Raw genomic sequence first — 18973 nt, 5'->3', positions numbered from 1 at the left:
TATTATACAATATTAAAAGTCGGAGCGGAACATGCGAATGTTTGCTTCAGCACGGTGAAAATATACTTTCAAACGATACGATACAGAACAGGTAGGTACCATGTATGGCATTACAACTGCCCTCGCCGTTTCTGGCGAAGATGAAATCGCTGCTTGGCGAAAACTATGACAATTTTATGAAGTCTTATGAACAAACCCCGAATGCCGGCATTCGGGTGAATACGCTGAAGATCAGCAGAGAGGAATTCATGAAGTTGTCTCCCTTTGACCTTGTGCCCATCCCCTGGTGTTCCACCGGTTATTATACTCAGGCTGGAGAGCGTCCGGGACGGCATCCTTACTATCATGCGGGGTTATATTATATTCAGGAACCAAGCGCGATGGCGCCGGTTGAACTGCTCGGCGTAACGCCGGGGGATCTGGTGCTGGACCTGTGCGCGGCTCCCGGCGGCAAATCTACGCAGATTGCAGCAAAGCTGAGTGGGCAGGGGGTGTTGGTTAGCAATGATCTTCATCCGGACCGCACCAAAGCGCTTGCCAAAAACTTGGAGATGTACGGCGTGCGGAACGCCGTGGTGCTGAATGAGGATCCGGAGCGGATCGCGGGTGCTTTCCCCGGATTTTTCTCCAAAATATTGATCGATGCCCCATGCTCCGGCGAAGGGATGTTCCGCAAAGACGAATCCATGCTGAAGTACTGGGAAGCGTCGTCTCCGCTGAAGTTTGCGGAGATGCAGCGGGATATTTTGAAATCGGCAGCAGCCATGCTCCGTCCGGGAGGTCGGCTGGTGTATTCTACCTGTACCTTCTCTCCAGAGGAGAACGAAGGGATGATTGCGGAGTTTCTGAATGAGCATCCGGATTTTTGCGTGGTCCCGGTGGATCATTCGGAATTTTATTCTCCGGGTGAAACGGCCTGGATGCCGGGACAGGAAAAGGTGAAGGACGATGTACTGAAGCAGCTTTCCGGGACCGCCAGACTGTGGCCGCATAAGGTCAGAGGCGAAGGACACTTCATGGCCGTGCTTCAGCGGGAGGGCGAGCTGAACATGCGTGAGGCTGAACGGGAACAAGCTCCATTATTCAAGCCTGGCGGCTTGGTCAACGAGTCGCTTGCTATATCCTCCCGGACAGAGCAATCCCGTGAACGTAAAGGTAAAACTGCTCTTCGGGAGGAGAGATCAGGTAAACCAGGGAAATACGATAAAGGTGCAACGCGCCAGCAGGCATCCCCCCGGAGCGTTACGGATTCTCAATCGGGTTCGATTCATCTATTACAAGCCTTTATTCGCGAGCAGTTGGATATGGAGCTGACGGGATATCCCGTAATCTACGGGAACCATGTGTATGTATCGCCCCTGCCAGAAGAGCGGCTGAAGCAGCTCAAAGTGATTCGTCCCGGATGGTATATGGGACAGTTGAAGAATGAACGGTTTGTACCTGGACATCCCTTGGCTACAGCACTTCGAGCGGATGAGGCTGTTCGCTATGTCAGCCTGTCCTCCGAGGACGGGGAAGCGGTCCGGTATTTGAAAGGGGAAACCTTATCGATTCCGGAAGAGCGCGTGATCTGTCGATCGGGTGCTGAAGCGAAGGGTTATGTGTTAGTGTGTATAGACGGATACTCAGCCGGTTGGGGCAAATGGCAGGCAGGAATATTGAAGAATGAGTATCCGGCAGGGTGGAGGTGGACATCGATATGAGTGCTAAAGGCAGAACAACGCAAAGATTGGACAAGGTGTTATCTAATCTGGGATTCGGCTCGCGGGCCGAATTGAAGAAAAAAGCCAAACAAGGGAGCATCGTGGTCAACGGAACGGTGATGAAGGACTCTGGCAAACATGTTGATCCTTATACGGATATCATTGAGTTTGAAGGAGAGACCGTTCAATACCGGGAATTTGTGTATCTCATGCTGCACAAACCTCCGGGCGTCATTTCGGCGACCGAGGATCTTCGTGATCGTACGGTGCTGGATCTCCTGGATGAGGAATACCTGATCTTCGAGCCGTTTCCGGTGGGCCGATTAGATAAGGACACGGAAGGACTGCTGCTGCTTACAAATGACGGTAAATTGGCCCATGAGCTGCTGTCGCCCCGGAAGCATATCCCGAAAACCTATGAAGCGATAGTAGAGGGCAGGGTGGACGATGAGGATGTGCGGTTGTTTGCTGCGGGAATTACCTTAGATGACGGATACGTAACGTTGCCCGGAGAGCTGGTAATCCATTCCCATGAGGAACGAGGCGACGGGGCCCAGCTGTCCCGCATCTCGCTAACGATCCATGAAGGTAAATTTCATCAGGTCAAGCGGATGTTTGAGGCGGTAGGCAAAAAAGTCGTTTATCTCAAAAGAGTCAGCATGGGCGAACTTCAATTGGATGAAAAGCTCGAGATCGGGGCGTACCGGGAGCTGACCGAGCAAGAATTGTCTTTGATCGGAAGGGCATAATCACGATAGAGAAATAGAGACTAAAGGATGGATGGAGAATGGCATACAAATTGGTAGCACTTGATGTTGATGGAACGCTGTTGAATGATGATCATGAAATTACGGAGAAAACGAGGAACACCGTAATGGAAGCCGCAAAACAAGGGGTGGAAATTGTACTGTGCACAGGCAGAGGACCGCTGAATTCGATTCCTTTTATGAAAAGCATGGGTCTTGGCGGTTATGTCATCAGTCATAATGGTGCGGCAACGGTAGAAGTGGAGACCCAAAAAATTGTGCATCAGTTCGGCATGGACCCGCTTCAGCTTGAGCCTTTCATGAAATACTGCCGTGAGCACGGGGTGCATTTTGACGTGAATACCGCCTTTGAGATGTATGTGGACCAGGTGGAGGAGCTTGCCGGTCCGGTTCGTTCGATGTACGAGAACTATTTAATGCTGCCAAGCAACCTGCCGTCATGGGAGGAGCTGTCAGACCCGGTCGTCAAATTCACAACCTTTGGCGAATCCGCCGATATCGACCGCGTCTACGCAGATTGGAGCCAGTGGACCCTTCCTTTTAACATGCTGCGAAGCGGAGAGTACTTCATCGATCTTATGCATAGTGAAGCATCCAAGGGAAGCGCGCTTCAGCAGCTGGCAGCAAGAAGAGGTTATGAGCCGGACGAGGTGCTGGCCATCGGCAATTACTTCAACGATATTACGATGCTGACCTATGCAGGGATGGGGATTGCGATGGATAACTCTCCGGTCGAGGTCAAGGCTGCAGCCAATGCGGTGACAACTTCGAACAATGAGGACGGCGTACACGAGGCATTGGTGAAATACTGTTTGTCGTAAATCGACTATTTTATAAAAGAGAACCCGCCACAGGACACTTGGGAAAGTGCCTAATGGCGGGTTTTTTGCGTAGTTTGAAACCTGTTAACAGGTTTCATTCAGAGTATAGGGACAAGCATTTCTTTCCAAATTTGGATTGACACGTTGCTAATGGCATGCTATTTTTATCAATGAAAATGATAATCATTATCAATTATTGAGGCTGATAAACATGCCTGCATAGCCTGCATCTCGTTTTATCGGAAAAAGGAGGCAACTCATGCGTACGGAAGAAGAGCTGAAAATAGATAGCCTATCGGATTCGGATCGTAGCGGGAGAACCAGTCTGGTTGAGATTAAGGAGTTTATCGATTGCCACTATGAAGAGGCGTTATCTATTGGCCAATTGGCCAGGATGGCTAATATTTGTCCTAAGTATTTTGTGGATTTATTTAAAAAGACATTCGGCCAAACCACGATCGACTACCTAACCCACGTTCGTATGAATCATGCGAAGCGTTATTTGGCCGAATCGGACGATCGGCTTCGAGACATTGCACAGCGAGTCGGTTACAAGGATGAGTTCTATTTCAGCCGTATTTTTAAAAAGAAGGTGGGCATGTCGCCGTCCGAATATGCCCGAAATTCAAGGCAGCTTATTGCGGCCTGCTCTTCCTCTATCATCGGGCAGCTGGTAGCGTTGAATGTCGTCCCTGCCGCTGCGCCTCTTGACGCGAAGTGGACCCCGTATTACTACAATGCCTATCATTCGCAGATCAAGTCGCGCTTAAAGCTGACGTCCCCTTATCCGGACAGCCGTTTCGAGGAGAATATCGAGCAGCTGTTCCGCGCAAAACCTGACGTTATTATCGGCATGGACTATCTCGGTCCAGAGGAAGTCACCAAGCTGGAGCATATTGCCCCTACCTTGATTGTTCCGTCCCATGCAGGGTGGAGGAAGCAGTTGGAGAGTATCGCAACGTTTTTGAATAAAGAAGAGCAGGCACAATTATGGATAGAACAGTATGAACGTCGAGTGCAGTACGCACGCTCACGAATGCGGCAAGTAATGGGAAGCGAGAGTATCGTTGCGCTGCGAATATATGGACAGAGCCTCTATGCATACGGTAACCGGGGACTTAAGGAAGTGCTATACCAGGATTTACAGCTCAAGGAAGCTTGCGGTCTGGATACCATGCGTAATCAACAGATCACGCTGGATGATTTGCAACGGATCAATCCGGACCGGATCCTGATCGCGGTATGCCCTGAAGCCACATCACGCCGCTATTGGCTTGCGCTTTTGCATTCTGCGAATTGGCAGACACTCCGAGCTGTCGTTCTAAGCAGCGTCTACATGATCTCGTCCGATCCGTGGTTCGAATATTCCGCTCTTGCCGTGACGAGAATGCTGGACGAGGCATTGCTGCTGTTTACAGGAGATAGTCCAAACGGAGTTCTGGATAAAAGCCATGGTGAATCGTTTGTTACGTAATATATACTCGACTTAATTGAGAATCATTATCACAGGAGGAGATATATTGTGGCAGAACGTTTTAACCGTGGAAAGAGAAGTTGGAGGATCAAAATATCAGCACTGGCGTGCTGTGTTATCGTCATAGGCTTGTTGTCAGGCTGTGGGGACAAGGTGGATTCCGAAGCAGCGGGCGGCGATCAACCTGCAGTGAAGAAGGCAGCGGTTGAGACGTCCAGTAAGGTGGAGGGCAGCCAATCGTCGACGGAAGAAACAGGGACGAACAGTGAGGAGACGTCACCCAAGGAGGAGCGTACGGTAACGGATGAGCTTGGGCATGAAGTGAAGATTCCGGCTGAGGTGAACAAAGTGTTTGCACCGAACATGGAGGATTCTTTGCTGAAGCTCGGCGTGAAGCCTGTTGCACAATGGGCCAACGGCAAGATGGGACACACCTATTTGCAGCAGGAGCTGGACGGCGTCCCCTTGATTGATTTTTCAGGAGGCTTACCTTCACCAGAAGCCCTGATGTCCTATGAACCAGATCTCATCGTGCTCCATACCGAAACCTATGCTGCGGACGGTACATATGAAAAATACGCCAAAATCGCGCCAACATACGTGTTCAAAAATGCTTCCGGTAATGTTGAGAAATCGCTGACCACCTTGGGGGATCTGCTTGGGAAAGCAACGGAGGCCGAGACCGCTCTGAAGGATTACGAGCAAAAAGCAAGCGAAGCGAAGGCTAAGCTGAGTTCCGTGGTGGGGGACAGGAACGTTGCCATCATTCGTTTTGCACCTAGAGGCGTCAGTTTGATGGGCGGAAATTATCTCTGCGGCTTTGTGCTCCATCAAGACCTGGGACTGGGCAAGTCCAAGCTGGTCGAGAACGAGAATGCAGCTAACATCTCGCTGGAGATACTGCCGCAGCTGGATGCAGATTATATTTTTGTCATTAACGCCTACGATCAGGGAACCGAGCGTTTGAAGGAAATCACGGAAAGCCCGATTTGGAAGGGCATGCCGGCCGTTAAGAACGGGCATGTCTATGAAGCGAATAACGAATACTGGCTGGGAAGCGGCCTTATTGCCTACGAGAAAATCGTGGATGATGTCGTTCGCTCCATCACGGGTCAATAGGGAGGCACTGCATGAGCCATCATACGCCTTACGTTGATATGATGCGGCGCAGCGTGGAGCTGCCCCATGCGGAGCATTGGGTGATGCGCTCGAGGGCAGGGCAGCGCCGCTACCGAATCATTGCGGCACAGCCGATGGGACCGGCCCCGCCGTCTGGATATCCGGTCATCTATTTACTGGACGGCAACAGCGTGTTTCACACGATGGTCGAAACGCTGCGCCTGCAGTGCCACAGGCCGGACAAAACAGGGGTATTGCCGGCGGTCATAGTCGGTATCGGTTACGAGACGGAGGGGCAGTATGCCCCGAATCGGTTCTATGATTACACGCCCTACCCCAACATGAAGTTCAAAAACAAGCTGGATGGGGGTTCCGTACCGGAACAGGGAGGAGCGGCTGAGTTCCTGCAATTCATCGAGGAGGAACTGAAACCGCAGATCGAGAGCGAATTTAACATCGACCGCCGTCGTCAGACGATCTTCGGTCATTCTCTTGGCGGGCTGTTCACGCTCTATACCATGTTCAGCAAACCGCAGGCATTCTCGTGTTATATCGCGGGCAGCCCATCTATTCACTGGAATCAGGAATATTTACATGAGCTGGAGCAGCGCTTTGTCGAACGCATCAAGAAAGAGCCTTGCCATGTTCGGCTGCTGCTTGGTGCAGGAGAGCACGAGAGGTCCCATGTCACCGGCAATTGCATCAGCGCATCCGAACTCGCCGACCGTCTGGCTGCTGTGTCTATGTATGGCATCTCAGCCGAATTCAAAGAGTTTGAGGACGAGGGGCATCTTTCCGTACTGCCTGTCCTCATCAGCAGAGCATTACGGCATGCACTTTATCCTCACGACTAAGGAGTTGATCGCCTTGGAGATTACAGGTATTAACGGGAAAGTAGCCCTCGTGACCGGTGCCGCCCAAGGGATAGGCGAAGCGGTGGCACGAGCCCTCGCCCGGGAAGGAGCTGTCGTCGCGGCTTGCGATCAGAAGGAGGCCGAGCTGATCAGCCTTACGGCCGATCTATGCGGCTCAGGTGTGCAGGCTGCGGCTTACAAGACGGATGTCAGCTGCAGTGCCGAGGTTGAAGCGATGATCGAGCGGATTGAAGAGGAACTCGGTCCGATCGAGATTCTCGTTAACGTTGCCGGAGTGCTGCGAATCGGAGGGGTTGAGTCGCTTGGCGACGAGGATTGGCAGGCGCATTTCAACGTCAACACCAACGGCGTATTCTACACGTCGCGCTCCGTCGTCCGAAGGATGGCGAGCCGTAATTCCGGATCTATCGTGACAGTGAGTTCGAATGCATCCAGAGTTCCACGGGCCCAAATGTCGGCTTATGCTGCTTCCAAGGCAGCGTCCACGATGTTCACGAAGTGTTTGGGGCTCGAATATGCCCGTCATCACATCCGCTGTAATGTGGTTTCCCCGGGTTCTACGGATACTGGGATGCAGCGTTTGCTCTGGAAGGATGATCAAGGCGCAGGGTCCATCATCGAGGGGGCGCTGGACTCTTACCGTGTCGGCATACCGCTTGGTCGAATCGCGCTCCCTTCCGATATTGCGGATGCCGTCATTTTTCTCGTATCCGATCGGGCCCGGCACATGACCATGCAGGATGTATGCGTGGATGGCGGCGCGACGTTGGGCTGCTGAGGATTCTCGTGTTTTATTCTTTTTGCAAATTCGATAAAAGGTAGGCTCATAAGCAGAGAGGAGACTGAAATGTTACAGTACGATGCTCCAACCGCAGCCGAGGCTGTGCAACTTATGGAACAATACCGGGTCGGTTCGTCCTTCTTCTTCTCATCCCCGCGCAAGACGTTGTTAACGTATGGAGAGTATTCAAGACTTTCGATTCCCTCAGGGAACGATCATAGTTCACTGCCGGAACGCGCCTGGGAACTGCTGGACCTCGCCAAGCAAGCGGGACGGTCGGATGCCGTTGTTGTAGGCGCCATCCCTTTTGACATATTGAAGCCGGCGAACCTGTTTATTCCGCTTACGGCTCAGTGGTATGATTCCCTTCTATTCTCTACAGGCCAAGCCCCGGATAGGCCCCGGATTTCCAGTTATAACGTGCTGTCCGTTCCTGAACCGGCGGCGTTCAAGGAAGGCGTGAACCGGTTGCTGGATCTGATTAGTCAAGAAACACTCCATAAAGCGGTGCTATCCCGAACACTGGAGATCACGCTTCCTCATGCCTTGTCCATTCCTCATATATTGAATCACTTAGCTTATCATCACTCCCATGGCTATACGTTTGCCGTTCCGTTGGCACCCGAGTTACCCCACGCTTCCAGTCCGGATGCCGTTGCATCTACAAGGACTCTATTTGGGGCAAGCCCAGAGCTGCTCGTAACGAAGAAGGGGCTTCGAATCAAGGGGAATCCTTTGGCCGGTTCCGCCGCGCGGAGTACCGATCTCGTTGAAGATAAGCGGCGGGCGACAGCCCTGCTGTCATCCGCCAAGGACCGATATGAGCATGCCCTCGTAATTGATGCTGTGGCGTCGGCTTTGCAGCCTTTTTGCAGCAAGTTGGAAGTTCCCGCCGAACCTACCCTCATCCACACGAATGCCATGTGGCATCTGTCTACCGAAATCAACGGCGTCCTGAAGGATGATTCCGTAACGTCGTTGGATCTTGCTCTGGCGATGCACCCGACACCGGCGATCTGCGGCACGCCGACCGATGCGGCCAGGGATGTCATACGAGCGATCGAACCGTTTGATCGCGGATTCTATTCGGGGGCCGTTGGTTGGTCGGATGCTAACGGAGACGGCGAGTGGGCCGTAACGATTCGCTGCGCGGAAACGGAAGGAACCTTACTGCGGGTGTTTGCGGGAGCCGGAATCGTATCAGGCTCCAATGCGGAAGCCGAGCTGGCCGAGACGTCAGCCAAATTCCGCACGATTCTTGCAACCATGGGCTTGAATGAGCAGCAGACAACGCTTTTGGAGGAGGAATGAGGATGTTGGAATTGGCAGGTTGTAAGGCTTGGCCGGAGGAGTTTGCAGCCCGTTATCGGGAGGAAGGATGCTGGCAGGGCGAAACGTTTGGAGCGCTGCTGCGGAAGCGTGCGGCAGCGCATGGGGAGCGGACTGTGATCGTGAGTGGCCATCAGCGTACAAGTTATGCTGAGCTGGACAACCGGGTGGACCGCCTAGCAGCTGGATTTCTTAAGCTCGGGATTAAAGCGCAGGAACGGGTTATCGTTCAGCTGCCGAATATCGCGCCATTTTTCGATACGATATTTGCGCTGTTCCGCATCGGGGCAATTCCTGTCTTCGCCCTGCCCGTCCACCGCCGGAGCGAAATCGTATATCTATGCGGATTCAGCGAAGCTGCCGCTTATATTATACCGGATCAGGATTCGGGATATGATTACCGGGACTTGGCAGCTCAAGTTCAAGCATCGGTTCCTTCGCTGCGCCATGTCATCGTTGCAGGCGACCCGGGCTCGGGTTCATTTCTATCCCTGGATGACCTGTATCTCGATGATTCGGGCAGTCCTTCAAGCGAATTAGACGAGGAAGGCCCCGATCCCGGCGATGTTGCGTTCCTGCAGCTGTCCGGCGGGACGACCGGACTGCCGAAGCTCATTCCGCGCACGCATGACGACTATATTTACAGCTTGCGCATGAGCGCCGAAATCTGCTCGCTGGATAAGGATAGCGTTTATTTGGCGGTACTGCCCGCTGCCCATAACTTTCCGCTTAGCTCGCCGGGCGTACTGGGGACGCTGTATGCGGGAGGGAGAGTTGTCCTTGCCAGGTCCGCGAGTCCGGAGGTGGCGTTTCCGCTGATCGCCTCCGAGGCCGTAACAATAACGGCGGTCGTCCCGCCTCTGGCCTTAATCTGGCTTGAGGCCGCACAATCCCGCTCGGATGATCTATCCCACCTACAGGTGCTGCAGGTGGGCGGGGCCAAGTTCAGTGCAGAGGCAGCCAAGCGGGTAAAAACGGTGCTGGGATGTACGCTGCAGCAAGTATACGGGATGGCGGAAGGCTTGGTGAACTATACCAGGCTGGATGACCCGGAAGAGATAACGGTGCATACGCAGGGGCGTCCGATGTCCCCGTATGATGAAGTGCGGCTGGTCGATGAGGATGACGTGGAGGTGGCTCCCGGTGAAGTGGGGGAACTGCTGACACGGGGACCCTATACGATTCGCGGCTACTATAAAGCGGACAAGTTTAACGAAAAGGCTTTTACCACAGACGGCTTCTATCGAACGGGGGATCTGGCGAGTATGACGACCTCAGGATACCTGGTGATCGAAGGCCGTTCCAAGGATCAGATTAACCGCGGGGGTGACAAAATCGCGGCCGAGGAGGTCGAGAATCATCTGCTTGCCCATCCGAGCGTGCACGATGCAGCCGTGGTCGCCATGCCGGACGAGTATCTGGGCGAGCGGACCTGTGCATTCGTTATCGTCCATGATGCTGCGGTTAGCGGCAATGAACTGAAGGCTTTTCTCAGAAATAGGGGGCTCGCTGCATACAAAATCCCGGATCGGGTGGAGTTTATGGATTCCTTCCCGCACACGGGTGTCGGTAAAGTAAGCAAAAAGAGTCTGCGTGAACTAGCGATACAAACATCATGACGCTCGGGTGAATATATCCAATTCATTTAGAAATGAGGAGATATGATGGCACTTCCTAAGATTTTACCTTATCCCATGCCTGGGGAGGCGGATCTGCCCAAGAATAAGGTGGCATGGACGGCAGATCACAGCCGTGCCGTGCTGCTCATCCACGATATGCAGCAATATTTCATCGACGCGTTCACTCCGGATCAATCGCCTGTCGTGGAGCTGATCGCCCATATTCAGAACCTTCGCTCTTGTTGTGCTGAGCTTGGCATTCCCGTGATCTATTCGGCACAACCTGGCGGACAAGCACCGGAGCAGCGTGGTCTGCTGCAGGATTTCTGGGGGTCCGGCATCAATGACGGTCCTTACCAGAAGAGATTCGTGGATGAGGTGGCGCCAACAGAGCGGGATCTGCTGTTAACCAAATGGAGATACAGCGCCTTTCAGAAAACCAATTTGCATGAAATGATGCGCGAGCAAGGCCGCGACCAGCTGATGATCTGCGGGATTTACGCCCATATCGGTTGTTTGCTGACCGCAACCGAAGCTTTTATGAAAGACATACAGCCATTCTTCATTGCGGATGCCCTTGCCGATTTCTCGGAAGAGAAGCATCGTCTGGCACTGACTTATGCTGCCGAACGCTGCGCTGTTACGCTGACTACGGAACGTTTGGTTGCTTCGTTAACCCAAGGGCAGCATACTACGGTCTCGGAGCATTCTGTAGCTCCAAGCGGGGAGGGGGAGAGTTCTGCGGACGCACTACCGCTGTTGACGCTGCAAACGTTGCGAGAGAACGTAGCAGATTTGCTGCAGGAGCAGTCGTCTAATATTGGCGAAGATGACCATCTGATTGAGTACTGGGGGCTGGATTCCATTCGGATCATGAGTTTGGCCGAGCGTTTGCGGCGTGGAGGCATCGAAATCAGCTTTGTGGAATTGGCCGAGCGACCTACACTGGCGGGTTGGTGGGAATTGTTGTCGGATAAGCTGTGCTTGTCGCGGCCTAATTATGATTACTATACGGTGTAAGGAGGGATGGATATGCTTGAGCGGGAGAAGGAGCGCTGGTCTCTGTCCGGAGCGCAGCTGGGGATTTGGTACGCCCAGCAGCTTGACCCGGTCAATCCAATATTCAACACGGCGGAATGCATTGAAATACGAGGACCTATAGACCCGGTTCTGTTCGAGAGGGCCTTACGTCAAGTGGTCGTGGAGGCGGATGCATTGCATGTTCGCTTCGGCGAAGATGTGGACGGGCCTTGGCAGTCGATCGATCCATCTCCGGACTGGGTCCTCCATGTGCTGGATGTCAGCGGGGAGAAGGATCCCCATCATGCTGCCCAAAGCTGGATGGAACATGATCTTGCCCAAGCGGTCGATCTGAGCCGAGGGCCGCTGTTTACGGAGGCGCTGTTCAAGATCGCTGCCGATCGCTACTATTGGTACCAACGCATTCATCATATCGTAATCGATGGGTTCGGCGTATCGCTTCTGCTGCAAAAAGTTTCCCAAGTCTACACGGAATTGGCGGGCGGAGTATCTTCCGGCATAGGAGCGTTCGGCAGGTTTCGTACGATCCTGGAAGAAGATACGTCATACCGCATGTCGCAGCAGCTCAACTCGGATCGTGAATTCTGGCTGCGGCGCTTTGTCGATGAGCCGGAGGTCGTCAGCTTAGGCGGTCAGGCACAGCGTTCGGCACGCAGCTTCCTGCGCCGATCGGTGCAGCTTCCCGAATCTTCGATCCATCGCTTTCAGGAGGTTGCACAAGCATCAGGGACAAGCTGGCCGGATGTAATTGCGGCTGCAATGGCCTTATATATACACCGTATAACAGGCGCTGAGGATGTTGTGCTTGGATTGCCGGTGATGGGTCGCCTAGGTTCGGCCTCCATCCGTATACCAGGGATGGTCATGAATGTGCTGCCGCTCCGGGCGCACATAAGGCCCGATATGAGTCTGATCAACCTGCTGCAGCAGGTCGCACGGGAGGTTCGCGAGATCAAGCGGCATCAGCGCTACAGGCATCAGGACATCCGGCGCGATCTCAAGCTGCTCGCCGATAACCGCAGGTTATTTGGACCACTCGTGAATGTGATGCCCTTTGCTTCGGAATTGAACTTTGGCGGTTTCGGCGGCAGCGTTCGTAACCTGGCTTCCGGACCGGTGGATGACTTGACCTTGAACGTATATGGAAGTTTGGATAGTTCGGATGGGAACGGGCTGAGAGTCGATATGGACGCCAATCCCTTAATCTATAACCTGGAGGAGTTAGAGTCCCATTTACAACGCTATTTGTATTTGCTGGACAACTTGGCCGAAGCGGAGCCGGCCCATTCTGTAGGAAGCGTGGCCTTTATCTTGCCGGAAGAACGCGACAAGGTGCTTTTTCAATGGAATGATACGGCTCGTCCCTTACCACAGTTAAGCATACCGGAATTATTCGAGGAGCAGGTGACACGCACCCCGCAGGCGGAGGCGGTGGTATGCGAAGGGCTAACCCTTCGTTACGAGGAGCTAAACAGACGAGCGAACCGCCTGGCCCGCTTACTTATTGCCCGTGGAGTAGGTCCTGAACGAATCGTTGCCCTTTCCCTGCCCCGTTCGGCGGACATGATTGTTGCGATCCTGGCCGTACATAAGGCTGGAGCGGCTTACTTGCCGTTAGATCCGGATTATCCGGATGAACGGATCGCCTATATGCTTGAAGATGCGAAGCCGGCGTGTTTGATCACAACACAGGAACTGGCTGGAAAATTCGCAGCTGTCATGAAAGACAAAGACGTGATTGTGCTGGATGCGCCGGCTACCCACAAGCAATTGGAGCAGCAGGCGTTTCATAATCCTGTCGATGCTGATCGCATACGTCCGCTGCTGCCGCTTCACCCGTCCTATGTTATCTATACGTCCGGATCCACAGGACGGCCCAAGGGCGTCCTGCTCACGTGCGAAGGACTTGCCAATCTGCTGTCGGATATGCGCGAGCGATTGGAGATCGGGGAGCGGGATCGCTGGTTGTCGGTTACCACGATGTCATTCGACATCTCGGTCATGGAGGTGCTGCTGCCGTTGGTCTGCGGTTCGACGCTCGACATCGTGATGCGGGATACCATTCTCGATGCAGAGGCGCTCATAGGCAGAATTCGGGAAACACGGGCGACCATCATGCAGGCGACCCCGACGTTATGGCAGTCCATTGTCGCTTGCCGTCCAGAAAAGTTTGAGCGTCTGAAAGTCATCACCGGGGGCGAGGCGCTGCCTGTCGGTCTTAAGCTTGCGCTGCAAGATCTAAACTGTGAAGTGAATAATCAATATGGACCGACGGAGACAACGATTTATTCGACGGCGGCGAAGCTCGATCATGAACGGGACAAGCCATCCATTGGGGGACCGGTGTGGAATACGAGACTGTATGTGCTCGATTCTTCACTCTCGCCGGTTCCGCCAGGCGTAACAGGTGAGCTGTATATTGCAGGTTCGGGGCTTGGCCGGGGGTATCTGGGAAGACCCGACTTGACGGCGGAACGATTTGTAGCGGATCCCTTTGGTCCGTCCGGATCCCGGATGTACCGAACAGGCGACCTTGCCCGCTGGCTGGAGAATGGTTGGATTGATTATTTGGGGCGTGCCGATCATCAGATCAAGCTGCGCGGCTTCCGTATCGAGACGGGAGAGATTGAGTCCGTGCTTGTGGCTTATCACCAGGTGGAGCAGGCCTGTGTCATCATCCGTGAGGATCGGGCCGGTGATCGACGCCTCGTTGCTTATATCGTACCGTCTCCATCTGCTTCAAGCCTCATCAATATGGCAGAGTTACGGGATTATGCCGCAGAGAAACTGGCCGAGTACATGGTGCCGTCTGTTATCGTGGCACTCGACGCGCTGCCGTTAACGCCGAACAAAAAGGTGGATCGCAAGGCGCTGCCTGCGCCGGATCATCCGTTGACAGTCGGCCGCATGCCGCGGACACCCCAGGAAGAAATGCTCTGCACGATTTTTGCCGAGGTGCTCGGGTTACCGCGGGTTACCATTGATGATGATTTCTTCGCCCTCGGCGGCCATTCCCTGCTTGCCGGCAGGGTGATGGTACGTGTCAGGGAGGCCTTTGGCGTGGAGTTTAGCATGGGAAGTCTGTTTGAAGCAGCGACGGTCGCGAGTCTCGTCAAGCGGCTTGATTATGCGCAAGCGGCCAGACAGGCTGTGCGTCCCGTGATGAGGACCAAGCTTCTGACGTTATCTTTTGCCCAGCAGCGGTTATGGTTTTTATATCGTCTGGAGGGTCCGAGTCCGACCTATAATATTCCGCTTGTGGCTCGCTTGTCAGGTGAGCTTGATGTGGACGCATTGCGAATGGCGCTGGGGGATGTGACGGCTCGTCATGAATCGCTGCGCACAGTTTACCCGGATCAAGAGGGGACTTCCTATCAACACATCCTGGACGCCGAGGAGGCACGACCGGAACTGATGGTGACCGAAATCAGCGAGTCGGAGCTGCCTGATCGATTGGCCGAAGCCGTCAGGCACCCATTCGAGCTTGCCACCGAAACCTCGCTGCGGGTAAAGTTGTTCAAGCTGGATAACGAAGAGTTTGTTCTGCTGTTGCTGCTGCATCATATAGCGGGAGACGGCTGGTCGCTTACTCCCCTGACACGAGATCTATCGAATGCCTATACCGCACGGCGCCTGGGGAGTGAACCGGAATGGTCTCCGTTACCGGTCCAATATGCAGATTATGCCGTTTGGCAGGAGAAGCTTCTTGGCAGCTCGGGCGATAAGAGCAGTTTGATCGCCCGTCAGCTGGACTATTGGACCGAGGCACTTTGCGATTTACCGGAGCAATTGGAGCTGCCCACCGATTATTCGAGGCCAGCTGTCGCCAGCTATCAGGGCGGAAGCGTGTCGTTTCCGATTTCGCGTGAACTGCATCAGCAGCTGAATACGCTCGCGCAGAGCAATCGAGCGACATTATTTATGGTGTTTCAGTCTGCGATGGCGGCGCTGTTTACGAATCTGGGTGCAGGTACGGACATTCCGATCGGCAGTCCGGTCTCGGGCCGGAACGACGACAGTCTGGATCAATTGATTGGTTTCTTCATCAATACGCTTGTGTTTCGTGTAGACACGTCGGATGACCCACCATTCGACGAGCTGCTGCAACGGGTACGGGAGAGGAGCCTGGCCGCCTTCGAGCACCAAGATGTGCCGTTCGAGCGGCTTGTCGAGACATTGAACCCGCCGCGTTCCCGGGCGAGACATCCGCTTTTCCAAGTGATGCTCGTGCTGCAAAATACGCCGGAAACTTCGCTTGAGCTGCCGGGAGTCAGCTCAAAGCTGCAGTTGCAAAGCGTAGGTACGGCGAAGTTTGACCTAACCTTCGAGCTGACAGAGCGGCGGGATATGAACGGCGAACCTGACGGAGTGGACGGTTTAATCGAATTCAGTACAGATTTGTTCGAGCGCAGAACGGCAGAAGCGATGGCGGAGCGATATGTGCGCGTGTTGGAGAGTGCTGCCATTGAACCAAGTAAAACCATCAGTCAACTTGATATATTAACCGTTCATGAGCGTGAGGAAATCCGTCGACAGTGGAGCGCTCCGCTGCCTGTTACTAAGCAGGCAACCTTGCCCCAGCAGTTTGAGGAGCAGGTCAGCCGCTCGCCTCAATCGGTCGCGATTGTTCATGATGGATTGTCTCTGAGTTATGAGAAGCTGAATGAGCGTGCTAATCGGCTTGCTCACTGGTTGATTGCAGCAGGCGTCGGTACGGATCAGATCGTAGCACTCGCCTTGCCGCGTTCGATGGACATGGTTATCGGCATATTGGCTGTACTTAAGGCGGGGGCCGCTTACCTGCCGCTGGATCCGGAGTACCCGGAGGAACGACTGGCTTACATGATGGAGAACGCTTGTCCGGTATGTCTCATTACGAGTGTTCATGTGCTGGATCGGCTGCCTGGATCGGCAAACATCAGATGCATTGTGATCGATGAGTCCGAGCAAGCTTTACGGTTGCAGCGTTATTCTAAAGAAAATCCAAGCGACCATGAGCGTCACAGGCCGCTTACGCCGCAGAATGCTGCGTATATCATTTATACCTCCGGGTCTACCGGCAAACCGAAGGGTGTGCTTGTACCGCACCAGAATGTCATCCGGTTGTTTGATTCTACCGCGAATTGGTTTCAATTTGATGAGACCGATGTATGGACATTATTCCACTCGTATGCCTTTGATTTCTCGGTATGGGAATTATGGGGACCGCTCTTGTACGGTGGCCGACTCGTCGTTGTTCCGCATACGATCAGCAGATCGCCGGATGACATGTTGAGCTTGCTGGTCCGGGAAGGTGTGACGGTGCTGAATCAGACGCCTTCGGCGTTCTATCCGTTGATTCAGGCGGATCGAGAGCAGGCGGAGATGGGGCAGAAACTGTCGCTCAGGTACGTTGTATTTGGCGGTGAAGCCTTGGAGCTCGGACGGCTTGCGGATTGGTATGAGCGTCATGCCGACGATGCCCCGCGCCTGATCAACATGTACGGCATTACGGAAACAACCGTGCATGTCAGCTATATGGAATTGAACCGGAACCTTGCGCTGCCGGGAGCCGGCAGCATGATCGGTGAAGCCATACCGGATCTCAGAGTATATGTCCTGGATGCCAAGCTTCGGCCCGTTCCGTATGGCGTAACCGGAGAGATGTATGTCGCCGGCGCAGGACTTGCGCGGGGGTATTGGGGACGACCCGACCTGACGGCCGACCGGTTTGTGGCAGATCCGTATGGTCCGCCTGGGACAAGAATGTACCGAACCGGCGATTTGGCGAAGCGGCAGGCTGACGGTACGCTGGATTATTTGGGACGGTCCGATCATCAGGTAAAAATACGGGGTTTCCGGATCGAGCTTGGTGAAATCGAATCGGTCCTCATTCGCCATGAGGCACTCGCGCAGGCGGCTGTCATTGTGCGTGAGGACCAGCCAGGAGATCGGCGGATTGCGGCTTATGTTGTGAGCAAGCCCAGTTGTGAGCTGTCTTCAGGTGCAGAGTTGCGCCGTTATGCCGCCTCGATGCTTCCTGATTACATGGTTCCCGGGGCGTTCGTATTTATGGACAAGCTGCCGCTTACGCCTAACGGAAAGCTCGATTGCAAAGCGCTGCCGGCTCCCGATATGGCGTTCGATGCAGATGGACGCCATCCACGAACCCCGCAGGAAGAAGTGTTATGCGAGTTGTTTGCCGAGATATTGGGAGTCAAACGGGTGGGTATCGATGACGGCTTCTTCGAGCTCGGCGGCCATTCGTTATTGGCTGTCCGGCTTATCAGCCGGGTTCGCGAAGCGCTTGGAAAAGAGTTAAGCATAGCGGCTTTATTCGAGTCCCCTACGGTAGCCGGCCTTGTCGACAAGCTTGAAATGGGTGGCGGTACCAGTGCGCTGCAGGTTGTGCTTCCGCTTCGGGCGCACGGAAGTCAAATCCCGCTGTTCTGCGTGCATCCGGCTGGAGGACTAAGCTGGTGCTATGCCGGCTTGATGAAGCATCTCGGCATGGATTATCCGATTTACGGCTTACAGGCGAGGGGGATAGCGCAAGTAGAGGAGCTGCCGAAATCACTGGAAGAGATGACGACAGACTATATCGACCACATACGTTCCCTTCAACCAAGAGGGCCATACCGGCTGCTCGGATGGTCTCTGGGCGGCAATGTCGCTCAGTCGATTGCGGTACAGCTGCAGGAGGCGGGTGAAGACATTGAATTGCTAGCCATACTGGATGCTTACCCAAGTCATTATTTGCCGATCAAGGAAAACCCCGACGAAGACGAGGCTTTGACCGCGCTGCTGGCGCTTGGCGGCTTTGACAGGGAGAGCATTGAAGAGGGGCTTGGAGACACACCGCTAACTATAGCGACAGCGCTGGAATTGCTGCGTAATGAGAGCAGTGCGCTGGCGTCCCTGGAGGAAGAGACGATGATGAATCTGAAGGCGACTTATGAGAACTCGGTTCAGCTGTTGAAGGCGTTCGTTCCGAAGAAGTTTGAGGGGGATATAATATTCTTCCACTCGACCATCATCCCCGATTGGTTCGAGGCCATCGAACCGGAGATGTGGAGCCCTTATGTTGGAGGGCGAATTGAACGGCATGATATCGCATGCCGACATAAGGATCTATGCCAGCCGGGTCCTCTGGACTATATCGGCAAGTGTATTCTAAGCAAGCTGGAGGCAGCTGTACCCCGAGGGCAGACCACATTGGAGAGGAGGGAACTTATCCATGACCAATCCTTTTGAGCAAGTCGACGGCAAGTTTCTTGTACTGGTGAACCATGAGGGGCAATATTCGCTCTGGCCGGATTTCGCGGCTGTTCCGAACGGCTGGACACCGGCTTTTGGACTTAGCACGCGGGAGGAATGTGTGGCCTTTATCAACGAGAACTGGGTTGATCTGCGGCAACGAAGCTTGTATGCTAACACCGGACCGTCAGTCAGCAGAACATAGGCT

12 protein-coding genes are annotated in these 18973 nt (G+C 54.0%); all 12 read left to right on the top strand.

Translation table 11 applies throughout. From position 1 onward, the window contains the following. Positions 1 to 104 precede the first annotated feature (104 nt). The 12 genes from ACOZB4_RS05295 (at position 105) to ACOZB4_RS05240 (ending at position 18970) form a co-directional block, all read left to right on the top strand. On the top strand, positions 105 to 1703 hold the full coding sequence (locus tag ACOZB4_RS05295; RefSeq protein WP_379414313.1) for an RsmB/NOP family class I SAM-dependent RNA methyltransferase: 1599 nt from the start codon (positions 105 to 107) through the stop codon (positions 1701 to 1703). Then, positions 1700 to 2452 carry a pseudouridine synthase gene (locus ACOZB4_RS05290; protein WP_379414314.1) on the top strand — a complete coding sequence of 251 codons (753 nt, stop codon included), beginning with the start codon at positions 1700 to 1702 and terminating at the stop codon, positions 2450 to 2452. Before ACOZB4_RS05295 ends, ACOZB4_RS05290 begins: the two co-directional genes overlap by 4 nt. A gap of 38 nt (positions 2453 to 2490) precedes the next feature. Continuing rightward, positions 2491 to 3291, top strand: coding sequence for a Cof-type HAD-IIB family hydrolase (locus ACOZB4_RS05285; RefSeq protein ID WP_098747957.1), 801 nt, complete (start codon positions 2491 to 2493; stop codon positions 3289 to 3291). A 259-nt stretch (positions 3292 to 3550) separates the two neighbouring features. Beyond that, complete coding sequence (locus tag ACOZB4_RS05280; RefSeq protein ID WP_379414315.1) at positions 3551 to 4765, top strand: helix-turn-helix domain-containing protein; 1215 nt, start codon at positions 3551 to 3553, stop codon at positions 4763 to 4765. 48 nt (positions 4766 to 4813) lie between these two features. Further along, on the top strand, positions 4814 to 5884 hold the full coding sequence (locus ACOZB4_RS05275) for an ABC transporter substrate-binding protein (protein ID WP_379414316.1): 1071 nt from the start codon (positions 4814 to 4816) through the stop codon (positions 5882 to 5884). Positions 5885 to 5895: 11 nt separating this feature from the next. Next, positions 5896 to 6738 (top strand): alpha/beta hydrolase, encoded by an 843-nt coding sequence (locus ACOZB4_RS05270; RefSeq protein WP_379414317.1) that lies wholly within the window; start codon positions 5896 to 5898, stop codon positions 6736 to 6738. A gap of 13 nt (positions 6739 to 6751) precedes the next feature. Further along, entirely contained in the window at positions 6752 to 7537 is a 786-nt protein-coding gene (locus ACOZB4_RS05265; protein WP_379414318.1) for a 2,3-dihydro-2,3-dihydroxybenzoate dehydrogenase, read from the top strand. A 69-nt stretch (positions 7538 to 7606) separates the two neighbouring features. After that, on the top strand, positions 7607 to 8851 hold the full coding sequence (gene dhbC, locus ACOZB4_RS05260) for an isochorismate synthase DhbC (RefSeq protein ID WP_379414319.1): 1245 nt from the start codon (positions 7607 to 7609) through the stop codon (positions 8849 to 8851). Then, complete coding sequence (locus ACOZB4_RS05255) at positions 8848 to 10488, top strand: (2,3-dihydroxybenzoyl)adenylate synthase (RefSeq protein WP_379414320.1); 1641 nt, start codon at positions 8848 to 8850, stop codon at positions 10486 to 10488. The genes dhbC and ACOZB4_RS05255 overlap by 4 nt, the downstream gene beginning before the upstream one ends. A 45-nt stretch (positions 10489 to 10533) precedes the next feature. Beyond that, the gene (locus ACOZB4_RS05250) at positions 10534 to 11508 is read left to right on the top strand and encodes an isochorismatase family protein (RefSeq protein WP_379414329.1); all 975 of its coding nucleotides are present in this window, start codon (positions 10534 to 10536) and stop codon (positions 11506 to 11508) included. Between the two features lie 12 nt (positions 11509 to 11520). Then, entirely contained in the window at positions 11521 to 18762 is a 7242-nt protein-coding gene (locus tag ACOZB4_RS05245) for an amino acid adenylation domain-containing protein (protein ID WP_379414321.1), read from the top strand. Further along, positions 18746 to 18970 carry an MbtH family protein gene (locus tag ACOZB4_RS05240; protein ID WP_339266783.1) on the top strand — a complete coding sequence of 75 codons (225 nt, stop codon included), beginning with the start codon at positions 18746 to 18748 and terminating at the stop codon, positions 18968 to 18970. The genes ACOZB4_RS05245 and ACOZB4_RS05240 overlap by 17 nt, the downstream gene beginning before the upstream one ends. Positions 18971 to 18973 lie beyond the last annotated feature (3 nt).

This window comes from Paenibacillus sp. NPDC058898, assembly GCF_049316025.1.
Taxonomy (GTDB): domain Bacteria; phylum Bacillota; class Bacilli; order Paenibacillales; family Paenibacillaceae; genus Paenibacillus_AQ.
The sequence above is the reverse complement of the archived record's forward strand: the minus strand, read 5'-3'. Positions and strand labels throughout refer to the sequence as shown.